This window comes from Kitasatospora sp. NPDC058046 (genome assembly GCF_042885595.1).
Taxonomy (GTDB): domain Bacteria; phylum Actinomycetota; class Actinomycetes; order Streptomycetales; family Streptomycetaceae; genus Kitasatospora.
Window position 1 is genome coordinate 191,273 of record NZ_JBHVRS010000017.1, and the last position, 18,980, is coordinate 210,252.

The 18,980-nt window shown below is 74.0% G+C and carries 17 protein-coding genes; 2 read left to right on the top strand and 15 right to left on the bottom strand.

The genetic code is table 11. The features are described 5' to 3' along the window. Nucleotides 1-295: 295 nt before the first annotated feature. The 4 genes from ACFVU7_RS29950 to ACFVU7_RS29965 form a co-directional block, all read right to left on the bottom strand. Entirely contained in the window at nucleotides 296-2,896 is a 2,601-nt protein-coding gene (locus ACFVU7_RS29950) for an ABC transporter permease (RefSeq protein WP_388048155.1), read from the bottom strand. After that, complete coding sequence (locus tag ACFVU7_RS29955) at nucleotides 2,893-3,081, bottom strand: hypothetical protein (protein ID WP_388048157.1); 189 nt, start codon at nucleotides 3,079-3,081, stop codon at nucleotides 2,893-2,895. The genes ACFVU7_RS29950 and ACFVU7_RS29955 overlap by 4 nt, the downstream gene beginning before the upstream one ends. Before the next feature lie 177 nt (nucleotides 3,082-3,258). Continuing rightward, nucleotides 3,259-3,714, bottom strand: a complete 456-nt coding sequence (locus ACFVU7_RS29960) for a hypothetical protein (RefSeq protein WP_380775341.1) — start codon at nucleotides 3,712-3,714, stop codon at nucleotides 3,259-3,261. A 244-nt stretch (nucleotides 3,715-3,958) separates the two neighbouring features. Then, entirely contained in the window at nucleotides 3,959-4,414 is a 456-nt protein-coding gene (locus ACFVU7_RS29965) for a hypothetical protein (RefSeq protein ID WP_388048159.1), read from the bottom strand. A gap of 260 nt (nucleotides 4,415-4,674) precedes the next feature. Between ACFVU7_RS29965 and ACFVU7_RS29970 the strand changes: the two genes are divergently transcribed. Continuing rightward, complete coding sequence (locus ACFVU7_RS29970) at nucleotides 4,675-6,543, top strand: RICIN domain-containing protein (RefSeq protein WP_388048160.1); 1,869 nt, start codon at nucleotides 4,675-4,677, stop codon at nucleotides 6,541-6,543. Between the two features lie 313 nt (nucleotides 6,544-6,856). On the opposite strand, the gene ACFVU7_RS29975 is transcribed toward ACFVU7_RS29970, so the two are convergent. From ACFVU7_RS29975 to ACFVU7_RS29985, 3 genes are all read right to left on the bottom strand, one after another. Then, the gene (locus tag ACFVU7_RS29975; RefSeq protein ID WP_380741068.1) at nucleotides 6,857-8,011 is read right to left on the bottom strand and encodes a pyridoxal phosphate-dependent aminotransferase; all 1,155 of its coding nucleotides are present in this window, start codon (nucleotides 8,009-8,011) and stop codon (nucleotides 6,857-6,859) included. A gap of 91 nt (nucleotides 8,012-8,102) precedes the next feature. Then, complete coding sequence (locus ACFVU7_RS29980; RefSeq protein WP_049659034.1) at nucleotides 8,103-8,879, bottom strand: SDR family NAD(P)-dependent oxidoreductase; 777 nt, start codon at nucleotides 8,877-8,879, stop codon at nucleotides 8,103-8,105. Nucleotides 8,880-8,919: 40 nt separating this feature from the next. Then, the gene (locus ACFVU7_RS29985) at nucleotides 8,920-10,020 is read right to left on the bottom strand and encodes an SIS domain-containing protein (protein WP_074005839.1); all 1,101 of its coding nucleotides are present in this window, start codon (nucleotides 10,018-10,020) and stop codon (nucleotides 8,920-8,922) included. 342 nt (nucleotides 10,021-10,362) lie between these two features. On the opposite strand from ACFVU7_RS29985, the gene ACFVU7_RS29990 reads away from it, so the two are divergent. Continuing rightward, complete coding sequence (locus ACFVU7_RS29990; protein ID WP_063780371.1) at nucleotides 10,363-11,028, top strand: LysE family translocator; 666 nt, start codon at nucleotides 10,363-10,365, stop codon at nucleotides 11,026-11,028. Here ACFVU7_RS29990 and ACFVU7_RS29995 read toward each other — a convergent pair. The 8 genes from ACFVU7_RS29995 to ACFVU7_RS30030 form a co-directional block, all read right to left on the bottom strand. After that, nucleotides 11,022-11,780, bottom strand: a complete 759-nt coding sequence (locus tag ACFVU7_RS29995) for an alpha-ketoglutarate-dependent dioxygenase AlkB family protein (RefSeq protein WP_388048162.1) — start codon at nucleotides 11,778-11,780, stop codon at nucleotides 11,022-11,024. The two genes, ACFVU7_RS29990 and ACFVU7_RS29995, sit on opposite strands and share 7 nt — an antisense overlap. A gap of 558 nt (nucleotides 11,781-12,338) precedes the next feature. Beyond that, nucleotides 12,339-12,680: a metal-binding protein gene (locus ACFVU7_RS30000; protein WP_388048164.1), complete on the bottom strand. Its 342-nt coding sequence runs from the start codon at nucleotides 12,678-12,680 to the stop codon at nucleotides 12,339-12,341. A 12-nt stretch (nucleotides 12,681-12,692) separates the two neighbouring features. Then, nucleotides 12,693-13,355 carry a 2OG-Fe(II) oxygenase gene (locus ACFVU7_RS30005; RefSeq protein WP_388048203.1) on the bottom strand — a complete coding sequence of 221 codons (663 nt, stop codon included), beginning with the start codon at nucleotides 13,353-13,355 and terminating at the stop codon, nucleotides 12,693-12,695. Nucleotides 13,356-13,482: 127 nt separating this feature from the next. Continuing rightward, complete coding sequence (locus ACFVU7_RS30010) at nucleotides 13,483-14,292, bottom strand: 2OG-Fe(II) oxygenase (RefSeq protein WP_388048166.1); 810 nt, start codon at nucleotides 14,290-14,292, stop codon at nucleotides 13,483-13,485. A gap of 170 nt (nucleotides 14,293-14,462) precedes the next feature. Further along, a complete protein-coding gene (locus tag ACFVU7_RS30015; RefSeq protein ID WP_388048168.1) occupies nucleotides 14,463-15,221 on the bottom strand; it encodes a thioesterase II family protein in 759 nt (252 codons plus the stop codon). 58 nt (nucleotides 15,222-15,279) lie between these two features. Next, entirely contained in the window at nucleotides 15,280-16,515 is a 1,236-nt protein-coding gene (locus tag ACFVU7_RS30020; protein WP_388048170.1) for a cytochrome P450, read from the bottom strand. Beyond that, nucleotides 16,512-18,428, bottom strand: a complete 1,917-nt coding sequence (locus ACFVU7_RS30025; RefSeq protein ID WP_388048172.1) for an amino acid adenylation domain-containing protein — start codon at nucleotides 18,426-18,428, stop codon at nucleotides 16,512-16,514. Before ACFVU7_RS30025 ends, ACFVU7_RS30020 begins: the two co-directional genes overlap by 4 nt. A 104-nt stretch (nucleotides 18,429-18,532) precedes the next feature. After that, complete coding sequence (locus tag ACFVU7_RS30030) at nucleotides 18,533-18,958, bottom strand: nuclear transport factor 2 family protein (RefSeq protein WP_380775860.1); 426 nt, start codon at nucleotides 18,956-18,958, stop codon at nucleotides 18,533-18,535. Nucleotides 18,959-18,980: the final 22 nt, after the last annotated feature.

Consider the following 18,980-nt stretch of genomic DNA (forward strand, 5'->3'; position numbering starts at 1 on the left):
GCGGTGCATCGGGACCAGCCGCATTCCGGGGACAGTGGTTGTGAGGTTCTCGGTCTGGGGCAACGGTTCCCCCTGGGATCGTCGGATGGCTGCGGTGCGGTCGGCAGGCACCGGCGGCTCTCGGGCGGGTCACCGCCCGCCGCCGGCGTGGGACGGACGGGCACGGTGGTTCGCGGACGTCATGGTGGCGAAGCGGCAGCCGGGGCGCCAACCGGCCCGCGCAGGGTTCACCCGTCCGGCGGCAGACGGCCGGGCGTCCCGCCCCCGGTCCGGCGGTTCCCCTACCGCGGTCCGTCTACCGCCGGCCGCTCGCCGCGAGCGGGCGGGAGCGCAGCAGGGCGCGGGTCGGCAGGGCCGTCGCGGCGAGGCAGAGGGCCACGGCTGCGGCGGCCAGCGGCAGGGCGGTGCCGGGCGGGACGTACGGCGGGGCGTCGGCGAGGCCCCGGGCGATCGGGACCAGGGTGATCCAGGCGATGAGGCCGCCGAGCAGCAGCCCGGTCACGGCCACCAACAGGGCCTCCCAGCGCATCATGCCGCGTATCTGGCGGCGGGTGGCGCCGGTGAGGCGGAGCAGGGCCACCTCGCGGCCGCGGTCCAGGACGGTCATCACCAGGGTGTTGGCGGCGGTGATCGCGGCGAAGCCGCCGAGGACGGCCGCCATCACGGAGTTCGCCCAGTCGCCGGCCTCGCGCCTGCGGTCGGTCTGCGCGACGTACCCGGCGCGGTCGGCCACCGTGAGCCCGACGACCGTGGCGGCCCCGGTGGTGGAGGCCTCGGCGGGGAGCTTCGCCAGCCGGGCGGCGACGTCCGCGCGGTCGGCGCCGGGTGCGTCCGCGACGAGCACCTGGCTGTCGTAGGCGACGGCGGCGTGTGCGGCGACGGCGGCCCGGGGCAGGATCAACTGCCCGAAACCGAGGCCGCGTTCGTAGGTGGCGACGACCGTCAGCTGTGTCTGGGTGCCGTCGCCGAGCCAGAAGGAGGCGCGGTCGCCGACGCTGTGGCCGAGCCTGTCGGCGAGGGCCGCGTCGAGGGCGACGGTGTCCGTGCCCCGGGCGAGGTCGGCGAGCGAGCCGCTGCGCACGCCCAGGTCGAGGACCCGGGGCAGCCTCGCCGGATCGCCGGACACGCCGAGGGCGTTGGCGGAGCGGAGCTTCCCGTCGGAGCGGTAGACGGCTCCGGTGCGCAGCACGCCCACGGCGGCTTCGACGCCGGGCACTTCGGCGGCTCGTTCGGCGGTGGCGGCGGGCAGGCCGCGACCGGTGGAGCCGAGCACGTGGTCGGCGACGACCCCGGCACGCAGCTGTTCGCCGGTGGCGTGCCCGACGCTGCTCTGGATGAACAGCATGGTGCCGCAGAAGGCGCTGACCATCACGATGGGTGTGATCGCGGAGGTCAGCCGGCGGGCGTCGGCCCGGGCGTTGTCGGCGGCCAGCGATCCGGCGGTGCCGCCCGCGCCCGCCCGCAGCGGCAGGCCGAGCACTCCGGCGGAGACCCGGGCCACCCAGGGGCCGAGCAGGGCGGTGGCCACCAGGAAGCACATGACCACGCCGAGCGCGGTGTTGGCGGCGTTCTCACCGCTCAGGCCGGCGGCGACGGCGGCCAGCACGACGCCGCCCACGACGGCCGCCAGACCGAGGAGGGCCCGCACCACGCCCGCCCGTCCGGCCGGCACCGAGGCCTCTCCGAGCGCCTGGCCGGGGCGCAGGCGGGAGGGACGGTGCGCGGCGAGGTAGCCGGCGGCCAGCGCGGCCAGCGAGCAGGTGGCGACGGCGACGAGCGCGGGGACCGCTCCGACGTCCAGTTCGACGCCCTCGGGGACGGCGCCGCGGGAGACCAGTCCGTCGAACCACCAGCGGGCCAGCGCCACGCCCGGGGCGAGGCCGAGCAGGCCGGCGAGGGGTGCCACCAGCATCGCCTCGGTGGCGACCGTGCGGCGGATCTGGCGGGGGGTCGCGCCGACGGCGCGCAGCAGGGCGAACTCGCGGGCCCGCTGACCGACGGCCAGGGCGACGGTGGACACCACCACGAAGACGGCCGTCATGGTGGCGGTGCCGCCGAAGGATCCGCCGATCGCGATCAGCAGCGTCCGGCTCTGCCCGAGCCCAGGCTGCTCGACGGAGCCGCGGTCCTCGCCGGTGACCACCCTGATCCCGGTGGGCGACGCCCCGGAGGCCTGCGGGCCGGCGGTGTCGCGCAGGGCCTCGCGGAGCCGGCGGGCGAGGTCCTTGGCGCCGACGCCCTCGCTCGGCTGGACGGCGATGGCGTCCGCCCGGCCGGGGTGACCGGAGAGCTGCCCGGCCACCGCGTCGGCGAACCAGGCCGTCGGGCCGGCGTTCTGCGGCGCGGCCAGGCCGGAGATCCGGTAGGTGCTGCTGCCTCCGGGTGCGACCAGGGTGAGGCTCGCGCCGGGTGCCAGCCGGGCGTCCCGTGCGGTGGCGGCGTCCAGGACCACTTCGCCCGGGCCGGGGGCGCGGCCCTCGACCAGGGTGTCCGCGCCGCCGGCGATGCCGAGCGCCGCGAACCCGCGCCCGGTCAGGCCGGGTGCGGCCGGACCCGGTTGGATCGGGAAGGCGGTGTCGGGACGGGCCGCGGCGACACCGGGCAGGGCGGCGATGCGCTGGGCCAGGGCCGCGTCCACCCGGGGCCGGTCGGGCACCGGCCGGTCAACGGCCTTCTCCTTCTTGTTGACCTTGCGGACGATCCCGATGTCCGGACCGGCCGCGACGACGACCGACGCCTGCGCGTAGCGCACCGGGGGCACGCTCGCGGTGATGCCGGTCTGCAACAGGGTGCCGCAGCCCATGATGACCGCCGCGCCGAACAGCAGGGCGACGAAGGTCCCCGCGAAGGAAGGCGGCCGGAAGCGCACCGAGGCGCGCGCGAGTCCGTTGCTCATGCCGCCGCCCCCTGCGCGGCGGTGGAGCTGCCGGGGCCCGGCGCGAGGTCGACCCCGCGCACCGCGTGCACCTCCCCGCCGCCGCGCCCGTGGCCGCGCCGCACCGCGCGCGGTCCGATCGCGGGGCGGGCGGGGGCGTGAGGCTCGGGCGGTTCGTACTCCGGGCGGTGGTGGCGGGCTGCCATGGTGCTGCCATCCCTCGTGGATCGTGTCCGTCAGCGACGGGGTCCAGGCTAGGAACGGCGGTGGGTACGAACCATGGTGGCGACCGGCGTGCGCGGGGTGGGGATAACCCCACCCGACGCGCGCAGGCCTCGGGCGGGCCGGACCGGCTCCAGCGGGCCTTGCCGCCCGGCCACGGCTCAGCCGCAGTGCTCGAAGCTGTAGCCGGTGTCACCGGTGCCGGAGAACTCGTTGTACTTCAGCCCCCCGATGAAGTCGATGCAGGCCCCCTTGGCGTACGCGTAGACCGGGCCCGCGTACTGGGTGTAGTTGCTGCCGACACCGTCCTTGATCCAGGTGCTGTCGCGGGAGCGCCGTATCTCGACGAAGATCTCGTGCTGGCCGCTGACGACCGCGTCGTTCCCGCGGGCGATCGCGCAGTTGTACCCGTTTCCGCTGTTGTAGTAGATGTCGATGAAGCCGACCACCGCGGCCACGTTGTGGATGTCGTTGATCTCCCAGCTCCGCTTGAAGTCGTACGCGCTCCCGCACTTGTTGACCCGGGCGGAGGCGTGGGCCGCGCCGGCGGAGAGGCCGACGAAACCTCCGGCGAGGACCGTGGCCGCGAGGACCGTCGCGAGACGCTTCCTGATCATCGAGAACTCCTTCGAGTGCCGGGGTTCGCGGACCGCTGCCGCGATCCGCGCGGAACTGCCGGCGGCGGGTGGTGCGTTGCTGGATCGCGTCGCCGCCGGGTGGTACGTCGGGCGGCCGACCGCCCCCGTTGTCGTCGGTCGGCCGCCCGGTCGCGGCGCTCGGGGTTCGTGGTGCGGACTCCCCGGCGCCCGTCAGAGGGCGGCGCCCGGCCCGCTCGAACGGGCCCTGCCGCCCGGCGATGGTTCAGCCGCAGTGCTTGGAACCGTAGCCCGAACCCCCTTGCCCCGTGAACTCGTTGTACTTCAGCCCACCGACGAAGTCGATGCAGGCCCCCTTGGCGTACGCGTAGACCGGGCCCGCGTACTGGGTGTAGTTGCTGCCAGCACCGTTCTCGATCCAGCCGTCCGTTCCGGAGCGCCGAATCGCGACGTAGATCTCGTGGTGACCGGTGACGGCCGCGTCGCGCCCGCGGGCGATCGCACAGTTGTACCCGTTCCCGCTGTTGTAGTAGATGTCGATGAAGCCGACCACCGGAGCCGCGCTGGAGTTGTCGGTGATGTCCCAGCTCCGCTTGAAGTCGTACGCGCTCCCGCACTTGTTGACCCGGGGGGAGGCGTGGGCCGCGCCGGCGGAGAGGCCGACGAAGCCTCCGGCGAGGACGGTGGCCGCGAGGACCGTCGCGAGCTGCTTCCTGATCATCGAGAGCTCCTTCGAGTGCGGTGGTTGCCAAGTCCGGGGCCGTCGGGTGACCGCCGCCGCGGGACGGCGCAGCCCCGGCTCCGGCACCGGAGGTCCCGGCCGGCGTGTCCCGTCGCAGGCAGGCTCCGACAAGTTGTCCGAAGACCCGGTGGAGTTCCCACAGTGCGGGCGTATTTGATTGTCCATCTACAAGACTCGGTCGCGGCCCAGGTGAACAGCGGACAACCCGGATTGACCACGGACACGGCAGGGGGCAGGGAATGGGGAGCGCCGGACGCCCACAGGGGCGGTTCAAGGGCGAGACCGAGCAGGCGAACGACCTGGCCGGGCTGGTGCGGGAGGTGACCTCCGGGCTCACCGTCCGCGAACTCGCGCGCCGGTACCCGGCCGGCAGGACCAGCTGGAGCGAGTACCGCTCCGCGGAGAAGGACATCCCGTGGCACCTGCTCCGGCAGCTGATCCACGACCGCGTGACGGACCCCCGGGCCCAGGCGGTGCTCCTGGCCCGGGCCGGTCAGCTGCACGAACGGGCCGGGCTGGCGGCCAGGGGGCTCCCGTCGCCCGCGGCAGGGCGGTCGGACGCGCGGCAGGCACTGGATCTGGCCAGGCAGGCGCAACAGCAGGCCGAGGCCGGCGTGGCGGAGGCGGAGGAACTGATCCGCGTGCTGATCGCCATCGTGGCCGAGCTGCGGGGTGAACTGGGCTCCGCCGGAGCGGACGGGCCGGCCCCCCTCCCGCCGCTGCCGCCCGGCGGGGGCGACGCGGGGCAGCGGCGGGCCCGGCTGCTGGAGGCGACGCGCTGCCTGGACGAGGTGCGCCGCATCCGGGAGAGCGCGTACGACGCACGGCGGACCGCGGAGCAGGAGCAACGCGCCATGGGGCTCCTGGTCGACCAGGAGCAGTCGCCGGCCGGGGCCGACGGTGGCCGACAGCCGGGTACGGAGCCCGCGGTGGCCGACGGGGTGCCGGCGCACCTGCCCGTGCTCCGGCGCCTGCACACGGACCTCCTCGCGGTACGCACGGCCCTGGCCGGCCGGTACCTGGAGGTGGCCCGGATGGCCCCGGCCACGACCGGCCCTACGATTGTCCGCGGTGAGCTGGTCCCGGTCACGGACAATCGCCCGACCAGCCTCTTCCCGCCGGGCCCGGCGTTCGACGGCCCTCCACCCGTCGACCCGCTCTACCCCACCGAGCCTGTCGGGGCGCCGGGGCGTCGGGCCGTCAGGGCGGGCGCGGCCGTCGGCGCGGCGGCGGTCCTGGCCGGGGCCCTGGTCCTGGCGGGCGTGCTGGTGGGCGTACAGCTGCGCCCGGTTCCCGCCTCCTCCGGCGCGCTCCCCCTGGCGGTCAGTACCGACGCCTCACCGACGCCCGGTACGAGCGCCGAACCGTCCGCGCCACCGGCGGGCAGCCCGTCGGCGCGGCCCCCCGGCGACGGTCCGGCCACGGCGTCGACCGCGCCCCCACCGGACGGCGGGCCGGCTCCGGCGGCGGGGGTTCGGAGCGCACCGGCACAGCCCGGTCCGGCGGTTCCCGGCGAGCCGCCCCGTGCGCTGTCGGAAGCCACCGGCCCTCCGGCCTCGACCGGGGGCGACCGACCCGCGCCGCCCCCGGTGCCCACCGCCGCCGCGTCCGCCTCCGCGTCCGCGTTCCCGGCACCGGGGCGCCTCGGCGGCACCCCGCTCGTCCCGCCGACGGGATCGGTGGCGATCAGGAACAACAACAGCCTGCAGTGCATCGCCACGCCCGGCGGGAGCCGGGAGGAGGGCGCGCAGGTCCAGCAGTATCCCTGCGGGGACTTCCCCGACCACTTCTGGCAGACCCAGCAGGCCTACACGGACGCCGACGGCGACACCTACTACCGGATCGTCAGCTACAACAGCGCCCTCTGTCTCTCCGTCCAGGACTCCAGCACCGAGGCCACCGCCCAGGTCGTCCAGTCGGCGTGCCGGAACAACCCCGGGCAGGCCTGGAAGATCGAGAAGTGGCCGCACGGCATCCGCTTCGTCAACGGCAACAGCCGCCAGTGCCTCGCCGTCTCCCACGGCAGCAACGCCCCGCAGGCCCCGCTGATGCAGTACCCGTGCGGCGACTACCCGGACCACCACTGGGGCTACGGCTCACGCCGCTGAAGCTCGTTCCAGAGGCCGGGAACGGGGACCTCCCGGCACGAGCAGGGTGTCGCGGGCTGGCCCGGATGCCGTGGCGCGACGGGCGCACGCCATGCGCCGGCGTGGACGCAGACCGCCCACAGGGAGGGGGTCGCCGGAGAGCGGTCGCGTACCGCCCGGACGCCGGGGTCCGCGGTACTGCGGGCGGAGAGGTACGCCAATCCCGGCCAGGGGCGGGCCGGTTGGGCCGTGCTGATCGCGGCTGTCGGCCGGCCGCCGGCGAGGCAGGCGGGCGCCGGTGCCTCACCGCGGCCGGCCGGCATGACCGCGGCGGTCAGGGCCACTTCACCTCGGAGAGGTGCTCCTCCACGCGGAGGATGTCGGCGTCGGTCAGGGCGAAGCACGCACGGACGTAGGGATAAGGGGCCGGCCCGAGATGGAACGCGTCGGCCGGGATGGTGGCGATGCCGGCGGCACTCAGGATCGTCTCCGCGACCTCGCCGCTGTCGCCGCCCAGCGGAGTCCCGTCCACCAGGAGGTAGTAGGCGCCTTCCGGGTCGTTGGTCGCGAGGCCCGCGTCGCGGAACGCCGCGGCGATCCGGTCGCGCTTGCGGCGGTAGTCCTGGCGCGTCCGCGCGTAGAAGGAGTCCGGCAGGGTGAACGCCCGTGCGGCGATCTGCTGCAGCGGGGTGGGGGCGCACACCGAGAGCGCGTCGGCGGCGATGCGCAACGGCGCGATCAGCTCCGGGGGTCCGGCGGCGTAGCCGAGCCGCCATCCGGGGATGCTGTAGGTCTTGGAGAGGCCGGAGACCGTGATCGTGCGGTCGCGCAGCAGGTCGAACGAGGCCGGAGAGCGGTGCGGTTCGTCCCCGTAGTAGAGGTGCTCGTAGATCTCGTCGGTGATCACCAGCAGGTCCCGGTCCGCTGCGAAGCGCGCCACCTCCTCGATCTCGTCCGGTGGCATCCGGTGGCCCGACGGATTGCCGGGTGTGCACAGCACGATCGCCCTGGTGCGGTCCGTCGTGGCCGCCTCCAGGGCCGCCCTGTCGATCCGGAACCCGGGGGCGTCCGTCCTGACCGGCTGGGGAACGACCCCGTGGATCTCCGCCACGGTGCGGTGGTAGCCGTAGAAGGGTTCGGGCAGGAGCAGGCCGTCTCCCGGGTCGAGGTGGGCCAGTACCGCCGCGTTGTACGCGCCGGTGGCGCCGATGGTGGCCACCACCCCGTGCTCCGGGTCGACGTGGACTCCGTTGTACTCCGCCAGCTTCCGCGCGACGGCCTGCCGGAGGACGGCGTCTCCGTGGGCGGGGCTGTAGGAGTGGTCGGCGGACGCGAAGTGTGCGGTCGCGTGGTCGAGCAGGTCGTCCGGGGGCGGCGTGCGGGACAGGCCCTGGCCGAGGTTGATGCCGCCGACGGCGACGCACCGCTCGGTCATGGCCCTGATGGTCGACTGCCGGAACCCGTCGAGCCTCCGCGCGTGCGGCTTCATCGGTGCCTCCTCCCGTGTTCGGGCCGGTCGTGGGGTCGGTGGGTGTTCACCCGGTGGGTGTTCATGCGCTGACTGTTCATGCGGTGACTGTTCATGCGGCGGTCCATCCACCGTCCGCCTCGATGACGGCTCCGTGGACGTAGCTGGACGCCTCCGAGGCCAGGTACAGCACGGTCCCGACGAGCTCCTCGGGCCTGCCCCAACGGCCGGCGGGTACCCGGGTGAGCAGGCCCGCACTGCGCTGCGCGTCCGTGCGCAGACCGGCGGTCAGGTCCGTCTCGAAGTAGCCGGCGGCGATCGCGTTCACGTGGACGCCCCGCCCGGCCCACTCCGCCGCACAGGAGCGGGTGAGCTGTACCAGCGCGCCCTTGCTCGCCGCGTAGGCGACGACGTTGCGGCCACCGCTGTGGGCCAGGACCGATGCGATGTTGACGATCTTTCCGCTGCCCTGCCGGAGCATGGCCCTCCCGGCGGCGCGTGACACGAGGAACGCGCCGGTCAGGTTGGTGTCGATGACGCGCTGCCAGGTCTCGGCCGGGTAGTCCTCGGCCGGGAACCTGTCGATGATGCCGGCGTTGTTGACGACGATGTCGAGTCCGCCGTGCTCGCGCACCGCACGGGAGAGGACGTCCTCGACCTCTGCCTCCCGCGTCACGTCCAGCCCGACACCGACGGCGGATCCTCCGTCGACGGCCAGTTTGCCGGCGACCGCGTCTGCTGCTTCGCTGCTGCGCCCGGCGACGATCACTCTGGCACCGGCGCGGGCCAGGCCGGCCGCGATGGCCTGGCCTAGCCCGCGGGTGGCCCCAGTGATCAGGGCCACCTTGCCTGTGACGTCGAACAGGTGCAGCGGACTGGTGTCATCCATGTCCGCCACCACAGTCCTCTCCGTTCTCTCCGTCCGGGTGTTACGCCGTCAGCTCGGACTCGATGGTGGTGCTGTGGTACCAGGGGTTTCCGGCGGATTCGGAGATGAGGTCGCGCGACCGCGTCTCGTGGTGCCGGCCGAGGCGGAGTGCCGCGTGCTGCACCACGTTGAGGGCGGTGAAGTACTTCCGGAGGAAGTCCCCCTCCGAAAGGTGCACCCGGGAGAACCGGATGTTCCGGTTCTCCGGTCGGTCGTCGGTCAGCAGACGCTGCAGGTTCTCACCCTTGGCGAGGGTGTACTCGTCGTCGTCCGCGTCGGAGAACCAGACCGTGCTGTGCTTCCGCACCGGGTCGGAAAGCGTCGCCACCTCGCTGTGGCAGAATTCGTGGAAGTAGTTCCGGGCGGTCGGAACCATGGCCATCTCGTTGAAGTGCATCTTGGCCAGCTTGAGCAGGCTCTCGTGCCATTTCGGGGACGCGATCATGATGATGTTCGCGTCCTCGCTCGCGTCGGCGATCCGACGGGCGGCCTCGCGGCCGTTCTCCTCGAAATCCGCCTCGAGCAGGCCCGCCAATTCGCCCAGCCGGGCGTGGTGGTCGTCGCTCAGCACCCCGAATTCGTGGAACATGTCCATCAGGATGGCGAAGTACTGCGAGACGTGGAAGAGCGGGTACTCGCGGTCCGGTTCGCGCAGCCGCCAGTAGGCGATGGAGGCGCCGTCCGCCCGCCCGAGCTCGGCCAGTTTGCCGCCGGAGGTGAGCAGGAGCACCTGGTCCCGGACGGCGCGAAGCCGCTGGTAGGCGAGGACCGGCTCCTGCGAGTGCCCGCTGTAGGAGCTGATGATGTACAGGGTCGCCTCGTCCTCGAGGACCGAGGGAGCGGCCAGGAAGCGGAAGTCGTAGTCGTTCACGACGTGCACTTCGAGGGGCAGGCCGATCTCCGTGAAGTAGCCGCGGACGATATCCGAGACGATGGCCGAGCAGCCCATTCCGGTGAAGACGATGCGCTTGAACCTCCCTTCGGAGAGACGCTGTCGAAGGTCCGGGGTGACGTCGTCGAGCGAGTACTCGTCGGGCTTCGTCAGGCCGGCCCGGTACTCCTTCTCGATGAATTCCTCGTAGCGGTCGAGTCGGGACTTCATGCGATCTCACTCCATCACGGTCGCGTGCGGGTCGAAGAAGTCGTGCGACTCCGGATACCGAACTCCGGAGACCCGGGTTGCTTCGGGTGATTCGACTCTAACAAGCGCGGAAGGCCTCGTGGCATTCACATCGGTAAGTCTGCGAATCGACCAGGGACCGCATGGTCCGATTTCGCCGGTCTCACATGCTGAGAGGGTTTCTGACGGAATATGAGAACGGCGGCGGCAGTCGAACGGACAAGTCCCCTGAATGCAGACGACCGCCACGCTTCGGGACACGGAGGAACCGGCCGTTCTCACCAACTTGCCCAAAACCCTTCTCAACCGCGCCATGATTGGTGTATGACTGCGCAGCTACTGACGTTCGTACTCGCTTCTCTTCTGATCATCGTTGTTCCGGGCCCCGACCTGGTGCTCCTGCTGCGGAACGCGGCACGGGGCGGCCGCCGGGGCGCGGCCGCGACCGCGATGGGCATCATGCTCGGCAACGCGGTCCTCGCCGGCGCGGCCGTCGCGGGCCTGACCGCGCTGCTCACGGGCTCCGAAGTGCTCTACACCGCCGTGCGGATCGCCGGCGCCCTGTACCTCGCCTACCTGGGCATCCGGTCCCTGATCGACTTCATCCGCCTCGGCCGACGCGAGGACGGAGCTGACGACGCGACGGCCGCGCAGCCCGCCGGCCACGGCCGTGGCGGCGGTGGCGGGGCGCCGGACAGCGGGGCGGACTTCCGCCAGGGCCTGCTGAGCAATCTGCTCAACCCGAAGGTCGCCGCCTTCTACCTCTCCCTCTTCCCGCAGTTCCAGCTGCCCGGCATGTCCGAGCTCTCCCAGCACGTGCTCCTGGCCGGGCTGTTCTGGCTGCTGGCCCTGGCCTGGTACGTCGTGGTGGTCGCGGTCCTGGGCGCGATCCAGCGCGTCCTGCTGCGGCGCAAGGTGCAACGGGGGCTGTCGGGGGTGGCCGGGGTGGCGCTGCTCGGGCTCGGGGCGGCGGTGGGGGCCCGTCAGTAGCGCGTTCCCGACTCCGGCGAGGCGACGGGGGCGGCCCCGGCCGGGGCCGCTCCGGTCGCCTCGGGGGCGGGGTCGGTGAGTCCGGTGACGCGCAGGGTGATGTTGAGGCGGCCCCGGGCGGGGCCGACGGCGGGGTCGCCGGTACCGGGGAAGATCTTCGGCACGGCGTGGTACGCGAGGCGGGAGGGGCCGCCGAAGACGAGCAGGTCGCCGGAGGCGAGGGTCAGGTCGGTCCAAGGCCGGTTGCGGGTACGGGTGTTGCCGAAGCGGAAGAGGCAGGTGTCGCCGATGCTGAGGGAGACCACCGGGGCGAGCGAGTGCTCGTCCTTGTCCTGGTGCATGCCGAGCCGGGCGTCGGCGTCGTAGAAGTTGACCAGCGCGGCGTCGGGTTCGTAGCCGGCGCCCTGGCCGGGGTCCTGGTAGGCGTCGGCCACCGCCCGGCGGCCGAGGTCGGCGAGCCAGTCGGGGAGGCGGGCGACGCGGCGGCCGTTCACGTCGTCGGCGGTGCGGGTGTAGGCGTACGGCTGCCAGTGCCAGCCCAGGCACACGGTCTGTACGGACATGACGCCGCCGCGCGGCAGCCGGGTGTGCCGGATCGGGACGGGCCCGGTGGCCCAGGCGCGGCAGGCGGCGACGAGGTCGCGCTGCCGGTCGGGGGTGAGCCAGCCGGGCAGGTGGACGGCGCCCGGCGCGATCTCGCGGCGCTCGTAGCCGGCGGGCGGCGGGCCGAACAGGGCGGGGGTGGTCGTCACGTGGCGGCGCCCGGGGTGGCAGGCGGGAAGGAGTCGGTCCAGCCGGAGGCGATGCGCCAGGTGCCGCCGTCCGCGCTCGCGCCGCGTACGCCGTCCAGGACGCCGGGCCCGGCGAGCGCGGCGGCGACCGGCTCGGCGAGGGACGCGAAGCCGAAGGTGCGGTCCGGGCGCCAGGGGGTGCTGTGGCGCAGGCGTCGGGCGAGTTGGGCCCAGCCGAGCGGGGCGGCGGCGATGACGAGGGCGTCGGGTTCGGGGGCGGTGAGGCGGTGGGCGGGCCGCAGCCAGGAGGCGGCCTGTTCGGGCCAGTCGACGACGGCCAGGACGGCATGGCCGGCGGCCTGCCAGGCGTCGGCGAAGGCGGCGGCGGCCGCGCGGGAGGCGTCGTCGCGGCTGTGGCCGATCGCGACGCCGTGCAGGGGTGGGCGGCGGTGTTCGGCGAGCAGGCGCAGCAGGGCCGCGAGTTCGGGGGCGGTGTGGGGGGCGGGTGCGGGGAGGTCGCCGTAGGCGGTCGGCCCGGGTTCGGGAGGAGGGGGGAGCGGTCGGGTGCGGGGCGGGGGTTCACGGGGTGCGGTCCTTCCGGCGGGTCTTCCACTGCCGGTACTTCTCGGGCAGGCACACCGAGCAGGGCCGGTAGGCGGCGGCGATCGCGGTGGCCTCGTCGGCGAAGAAGACGCGGTGGCGCACGTAGCCGCCGGCGGCGATGGTGCGCAGGGCGGAGGGGCAGTCGAGGCGGCCGTAGAGGCGGCCCCGGCGGTGGCCGCCGAGGGTGCCGGGCGTGGTGCTGGAGTAGGGGCGGTTGTCGGGTCCGGTCAGGGTGTAGCGGCGGGACGGGACCGGGGCGGTGCCGACAGTGGGCGCAGCGGTGTCGGCGGTGGGCTCGGGTGTGCCGGTGGCGGCCATGGCGGCGGGGCCTCAGGCGTCGTGGAAGACGAGGCCGAGGGTGTGGCGGCGGCCGCTGCGCACGGTGCTGACGCCGTGGCGGACGGGGCCGGCGCGGTGGCCGCGGGCCGAGGGGACAGGGCGGTCGCGGGTGGTGAAGACCAGGCCGTGCCCCTGGGGGACGACGGTGGCGGTGCCGCGGGACTGGGCGCGGGGGCGCTGTTCGACGAGGAGGAACTCGCCGCCGGTGTAGTCGGTGCCGTGGGCGTCGAGGCCGATGACCACCTGGAGGGGGAAGACGAGGTCGCCGAAGACGTCGCGGTACAGGGCGTTCCAGTCGCCGGGGCCGTAGCGCAGCAGGATCTGGGAGCTCTTGTCCTGGCCGGCGGCGTGGCACATGGCGGTCCACTCGGCGAGGGTGTCGGGCCAGGGGGCGGGGCGGCGGAGCTTGTCGGCCCAGGTGCGGGCGACGGTGAGCAGGTGGGGGTAGAGGGCCTCGCGCAGGGCGGCGACGGGTTCGGGCAGGTCGTGGGTGAAGTAGCGGTACTGGCCGGAGCCGAAGCGGTGGCGGGCCATGTCGACGGTGGTGCGGAACAGTTCGGGCCGGTCGTAGAGCGCGGCGAGCTCCCGGCACTGGGCGGGGTCGAGCAGGCGGGGCGTCGGGGCGCAGCCGTGGGTTTCGAGTTCGGCGGTCAGGGCGGTCCAGTCGGCGGTGCCGAGGGCGCGGACGGCGGCCTGGACGCTGCCGGCGGCGGTGTCGGGGACGGTCTCGGGGGCGTGGGTGTTCACGGGGTGTCCTGGGGGTGAGCGGGCGGGCGCGCGGTCAGCGGGCGTTGTGGAAGATCACGCCGAGCGTGGTGCGGCGCCCGGACTCGACGGCGTTGGTGCCGTGGCGCATCGGGTGGCGCCGGTAGCCGCGGCTGCCCTGGACGGGGCGGTGCTGGACGGGGAAGACCAGGGCCTGGCCGAGCCGCGGCCGCACCACGATCGCGCGGGACTGCGAGCGGGGCCGCTGTTCGACGAAGACGTTCTCTCCGCCGGTGAAGTCCTCGCCGGGCCGTTCCAGCATGATCGTGGCCTGCAGCGGGAAGACGAGGTCGCCGTAGACGTCCTGGTGCAGGCAGGCGTGGTCGCCCGGACCGTAGCGCAGGACCAGCGGGGTGGGACGGTGCTGGCCCGCGGCGGCGCACTCGGCGTGCAGCTCGGCGAGGGTGAGGGGGAAGGTCCGCTCGCCCAGCCGCGCCGCCCACTGGTTGGCGATCCGCGCCAGCGGCGGGTACAGCCGCTCCCGCAGCGCGTCCAGGACCGGTACGGCGGCCGGGTCGGCGTAGTACCGGTAGGTGCCGCGGCCGAAGCCGTAGCGCTGCATCACCACGGTGGAGCGGAACAGGCCGTCGTCGTCGAAGGTGTCGGCAAGCTCCCGGCACTGGGCGGGCGACAGCAGGGGCCCGGTGAGCGCCACCCCGTCCCGGTCCAGCTGCTCCCGTACGTCCTGCCAGTCGACCGGGGCGAGCGCGGGCAGGGCGGCCGGGCCCGGGGAGGCCGGGCCCGGCGCGGGTGCCGCGGTGGCCTGCGCGGCGGTGTCAGGTTCGGCGGTGGCAGCTTCGGCAACGGCGAAGAGGGCGTCGTTCACGGGGAGGTCCTTCGACGGGCGGGGACGAGCAGGCGCACGGGCCGCGGGAAGGCGGGCCGTGGCCGGCGTACGGTCGGGCTGTCCCGATCCTCACCCGTGGAAGGGTCCGTGTGCTGGCGGCATTCGGACGTCGCGTCGGGCGCCGCGTCCGAGGTCGGACGGGTCCGCCGTCAAGACGTGCGGGAGCGGGTGGGCGCCAGGTCCGCGACCAGCAGCGCCAGCAGGTCCGCCGGCGCCTCGATGAAGCGGTAGTGGCCTCCTTCCAGGAGTTCGAAGGTGGTGTCGCCGCAGGCCGGCCAGCCGGTCATCAGGGACGGCTCGATGCCCGTGTCCTCGGTCCAGCCGATGGCGGTGACCGGGCACGGCAGCCGGACCGGCTCGGCCACGTGGTAGCGCTTGTTCATGTCGACGTCGTTGCGCAGGACGCCGAGGTAGAGCGCGAGCAGGCTCGGTTCCAGCGTGCCGCCCAACTCCGCGACGAGCCCGCGCAGTTCGTCGGCCAGCTCGTCGTCGTTCATGCCGAGGAAGCGGCCGTAGGGGCCGTCGTGCGGCGCGACCTCGGAGGAGACGAACAGCCGGGTCGGGGCGGGGCAGCCCCGCTGGACCAGCCGTACGGCGGTCTCGTACGCCGCCAGCGCGGAGCCGCAGTGGCCGAACAGGGCGTAGGGCCGGTCCAGGTAGGGGCGCAGCGCCTCGCAGAGGTCGTCGGCCAGCGCCTGGTAGGTGGTGTGGGCGGGCTCGCGCATCCGGTTCTCCCGGCCGGGCAGCTGCACGGGACAGACCTCGACGCCGTCGACCGAGGACGGCCACTGGCGGTACATGCTGGCACCGCAGCCGGAGTAGGGCAGGCAGAACAGCCGCGCCGGCGCCACCGGCGACGGCTCGCGCAGGAACCACTTGTTGCGGGTACGGGCCGTCGGAGCGTCCACTGATGACCTTCCGTGTGGGGTTTCTTCTCTGGTTCGGCTGCGGTGAGAGTGTCGGGCCCTACCGGGTCCGCGCGGTGACCGGCAGGTGGGTGAAGCCCGCGATGACGTTCGAGCGCATCCGTCGCGGTGCCCCGGCGAGTTCGAAGTCCGTGAACCGGCCGAGCAGTTCGGCGAACAGGATCCGCAGGGCCACCCGTGCGACGGTGTGGCCGATGCAGTAGTGCGCGCCGACGCCGAAGGCGATGTGCTTGTTGGGCCGCCGTCGGATGTCGAAGGTGTACGGGTCGGCGAACACGGTCTCGTCGCGGTTGGCCGACGCCAGCCAGACGACGACCGCGTCCCCCGCGGGGATCGGCACGCCCCGGACCTCGACGTCGCGGGTGGTGTGGCGCATGAAGTGCTGGGTGGGCGAGGCCCAGCGCAGCGCCTCCTCCACGCCGCTGCCGAGCAGCTCCGGGTGGGCCGCCCAGTCGTCCAGGACCGGGGTTCCGGCCAGTTCGGCCATCGCCGCGATCGGCGGCTGGGCGGTGGTGACGGTCGCACCGAGCAGCAGGCTGTAGCAGTTGGACACGATCTCGCCCGGCGACAGCCGGCGTCCGTCCAGTTCCATCGTGAGCAGCACGCTGACCAGGTCGTCGCCCGGTGCGCGCCGGCGCTCGGTGACGAGGTCCTGGAAGTAGGCGAACAGTTCGCGGTGGGCGGTCACCAGGGTGGCCTGGGGCCCGTCGGCGAGCTGGAACTCGGGGTCGTCCGCGGCGATGCAGGCGTGGGCGAGCCGGACCAGCCGCGGCCAGTCCTGTTGCGGCAGCGCCATCATGGTGCCGATGACCGCCATCGGCAGGGTGGCCATGGCGGCGGCGAAGTCGTACGGGCCGCCGTCGGCCAGCGGCCGGAGCAGGTCGACGACGACCCGGCGGATGGCCTCCCGGTCGTTCTCCACCGTCTTGATCGACAGGGCCTGCTGGAGCGGGCCGCGCAGGTGGGCGTGCCGGGGCGGGTCGGTCGCGGCCATCTGGCGGCCGCCGGCGGGGTCGCCCTTGCCGAGGAGGTTGAGCAGGGTGCCCTGTTCGGAGGTGAACGTGGCGTGGTCGCGCAGGACCCGGTTGGCCTCGGCGTGGCCGACGATCGACCAGAAGCCGATGTCGCCGACCGGCTGCCAGCTCACCGGTGCTTCGCGGCGCAGCCGTCGCCAGGCCTCGTGCGCCCCGCCCGCGTGGTAGAGGTCGGGGTCGATCAGGTCGACCGGCCGCGGGGCGAGGACCGGGCAGCGCGCGGTCGGGGGGACCGTCGTCATCGGGGCCGCTCCTCCCCCGCCGCGTCGGCCGGGCCGCCTGGCGCATCGGCCCGGCCGTCCGGACCCGCCGTCCCCAGCCGCTCGCTGAGGGCCGTCGCCAGCTCGGCGACCGTCGGCGACATGTACAGGGTCTGCGCGGGGAGGTCCACGTCGAACTCGCGCTGGGTGGCGACCAGGAGGTCGGTGGCCAGCAGGGAGTGCCCGCCGAGGTCGAAGAAGTCGTCGTCGACGCCGACCGGTTCGATGCCGAGGACGTCGCCCCACAGGTCGGCCAGTCGGGTCTGCACCTCGGTGACGGGCGGGACGAACTCGTTGGGCACGTTGCGCGGGACCCGGGTGGCGGTGGGCAGGGCCCGGCGGTCGATCTTGCCGTTGCGATTCACCGGCAGCTCGGGACGGACCAGGATCGCCCAGGGGATCAGGTAGTCCGGCAGGCTGTCCCGCAGGTCGTGGCGCAGCCGCCGGCCGAGGTCGGCGTTGCCCTCCGGGCCGGGTTCCGCCGGCACGACGTAGGCCAGCAGCCGGGTGCCGCCCGCCGGGTCGGGCTGCGGCAGCACGACCGCGTGCCGCACCCCGGGGAGCCGTTCCAACTCGACCTCGACGGCGCGCGGTTCGGCGCGGTAGCCCTGGACCTTGACCTGGTCGTCCGCGCGTCCGACGAACTCCAGCGTGCCGTCCGGCAGCCAGCGCACGAGGTCGCCGGTCCGGTACATCCGGGCGCCGGGCTCGGTGCCGAACGGGTCGGGCAGGAACCGTTCGGCGGTCGCGGCCGGGCGGCCCAGGTAGCCGCGGGCCAGGCCCGCCCCGGCCACGTACAGCTCCCCGCACTCGCCGACGGGCACCGGCCTGAGGTCCTCGTCGAGCACGGCGACCCTGGTGCCGCTGATCGGGCGGCCGATCGGCACGCTCCGCAGCTCGGGGAGGGTGCTGCTGGTCCAGCAGGTCGTGTACGTGGTGTTCTCGGTCGGCCCGTAGCCGTTGGTGAAGAGCAGCTCCGGGTAGCGGGCGAGCAGGTGCTGGACGTGGCCCGGCGAGGCCACGTCGCCCCCGGTGAGGACGTGCCGGACGTCGGCGAACGCCTCCGGGTGGGAGCTCACCATCTGGTGGAGGAGCCCGGTGGTCAGCAGCAGGACCGTCACGCGCTCGGCGCGGACGACGCGCGCCACGTGCTCCAGGGTGATGGCGACCGGGGGGAAGAGGACCAGCCGGCAGCCGTTGACGAGCGGGGTCCAGATCTCGAAGGTGGAGGCGTCGAACGCGACCGGCGCGAGGTGGAAGAAGACGTCCTCGGCGCGGACGTCCACCCAGTCCGCGCCCCGGACGAGCCGGTCGACCGCCCGGTGGGGCACGCCGACGCCCTTGGGCTCGCCGGTGGAGCCGGAGGTGTAGCTGACGTAGGCGAGCCGGTCCGGGTCGCCGGGGCGGGCCGGGGCCGCCGGGCCGGTGGCCGGCTCCTGCGCCGGGTCGCCCTCCGTCACCGTGACGACGGCGTGGGGCAGCCGCTCCCGCAGCTCGGGCCCCGCGGCCTCCCCGGTGATCACCATGGCCGCGCCGGCGTCTTCGAGCAGCAGCGCGTGGCGGGCGGCCGGGTCGTCCGGTTCGAGCCCGAGGTACGCCCCGCCCGCGATGAGGACGGCGAGCAGGGCCACGATCAGCTCCGGCGACCGCGGCACCAGCACGCCGACGACACCCTCCGGCGCCAGTCCGGCCTCCCGCAGCCGCCCGGCGAGCCGGTTGGCGCGGTCGTCGAGCTGCCGGTAGGTCAGGGTCCGTCCGTCGCAGGTGACGGCGGGCGCGTGCGGGGCCCGCTCGGCCTGTTCGGCGACCAGCTCGTGGATCGCCCGGGCGTCGAACGGTGGCCGTCCGCTGCCGACGAACGCCGGGATGTCGGAGGTGAGGACCGTCTGGGTCAACTGCTTCCCGCTTTCCTGTGCTGAAGTGTCCCCGTCGGGGGTGAACGCGCGACCGCGAGGGCGGTCGCCGCCGGTGCCGCTGTGGCTGTGGTTGTGGCTGTGCCTCAGACCGCCGGCACGTGGAAGAAGGTGTCGCGCGCGGCGATGCGGCCCTGCGGCGTCATCCGGAAGAAGTCCGCGAACCGCAGCTCGACCTCGCCGCCGTCGTGCAGCACGCCGCGGAACAGGCCGTGCACCGCCACCTCGTCGCCGGTGGTGACCACGGTGGCCAGGGTGTGGGTGCCGGCGCGGATCACCCGCTGGTCGCGGTAGAAGCGCTCCAGTTCGGCGTGCCCGACCATGGGCGGGTACCCGGGGCGGTGGTAGCGGGCGTCGGGGGTGAACAGGGCGACCAGCGCGGGCACGTCGCCGGCGTCGACCAGCCGGTAGTACCGGCGGACCTGGGACTCCGCCGGCGCTACGGCGGTCGGTGCTTCCGGTGTCGCGGGCGGTGCCGGGGTGTCGTCGGGCTGGGAGAGGGTGTGGACCATGCCGAAGGTGCTTCCTGTGATC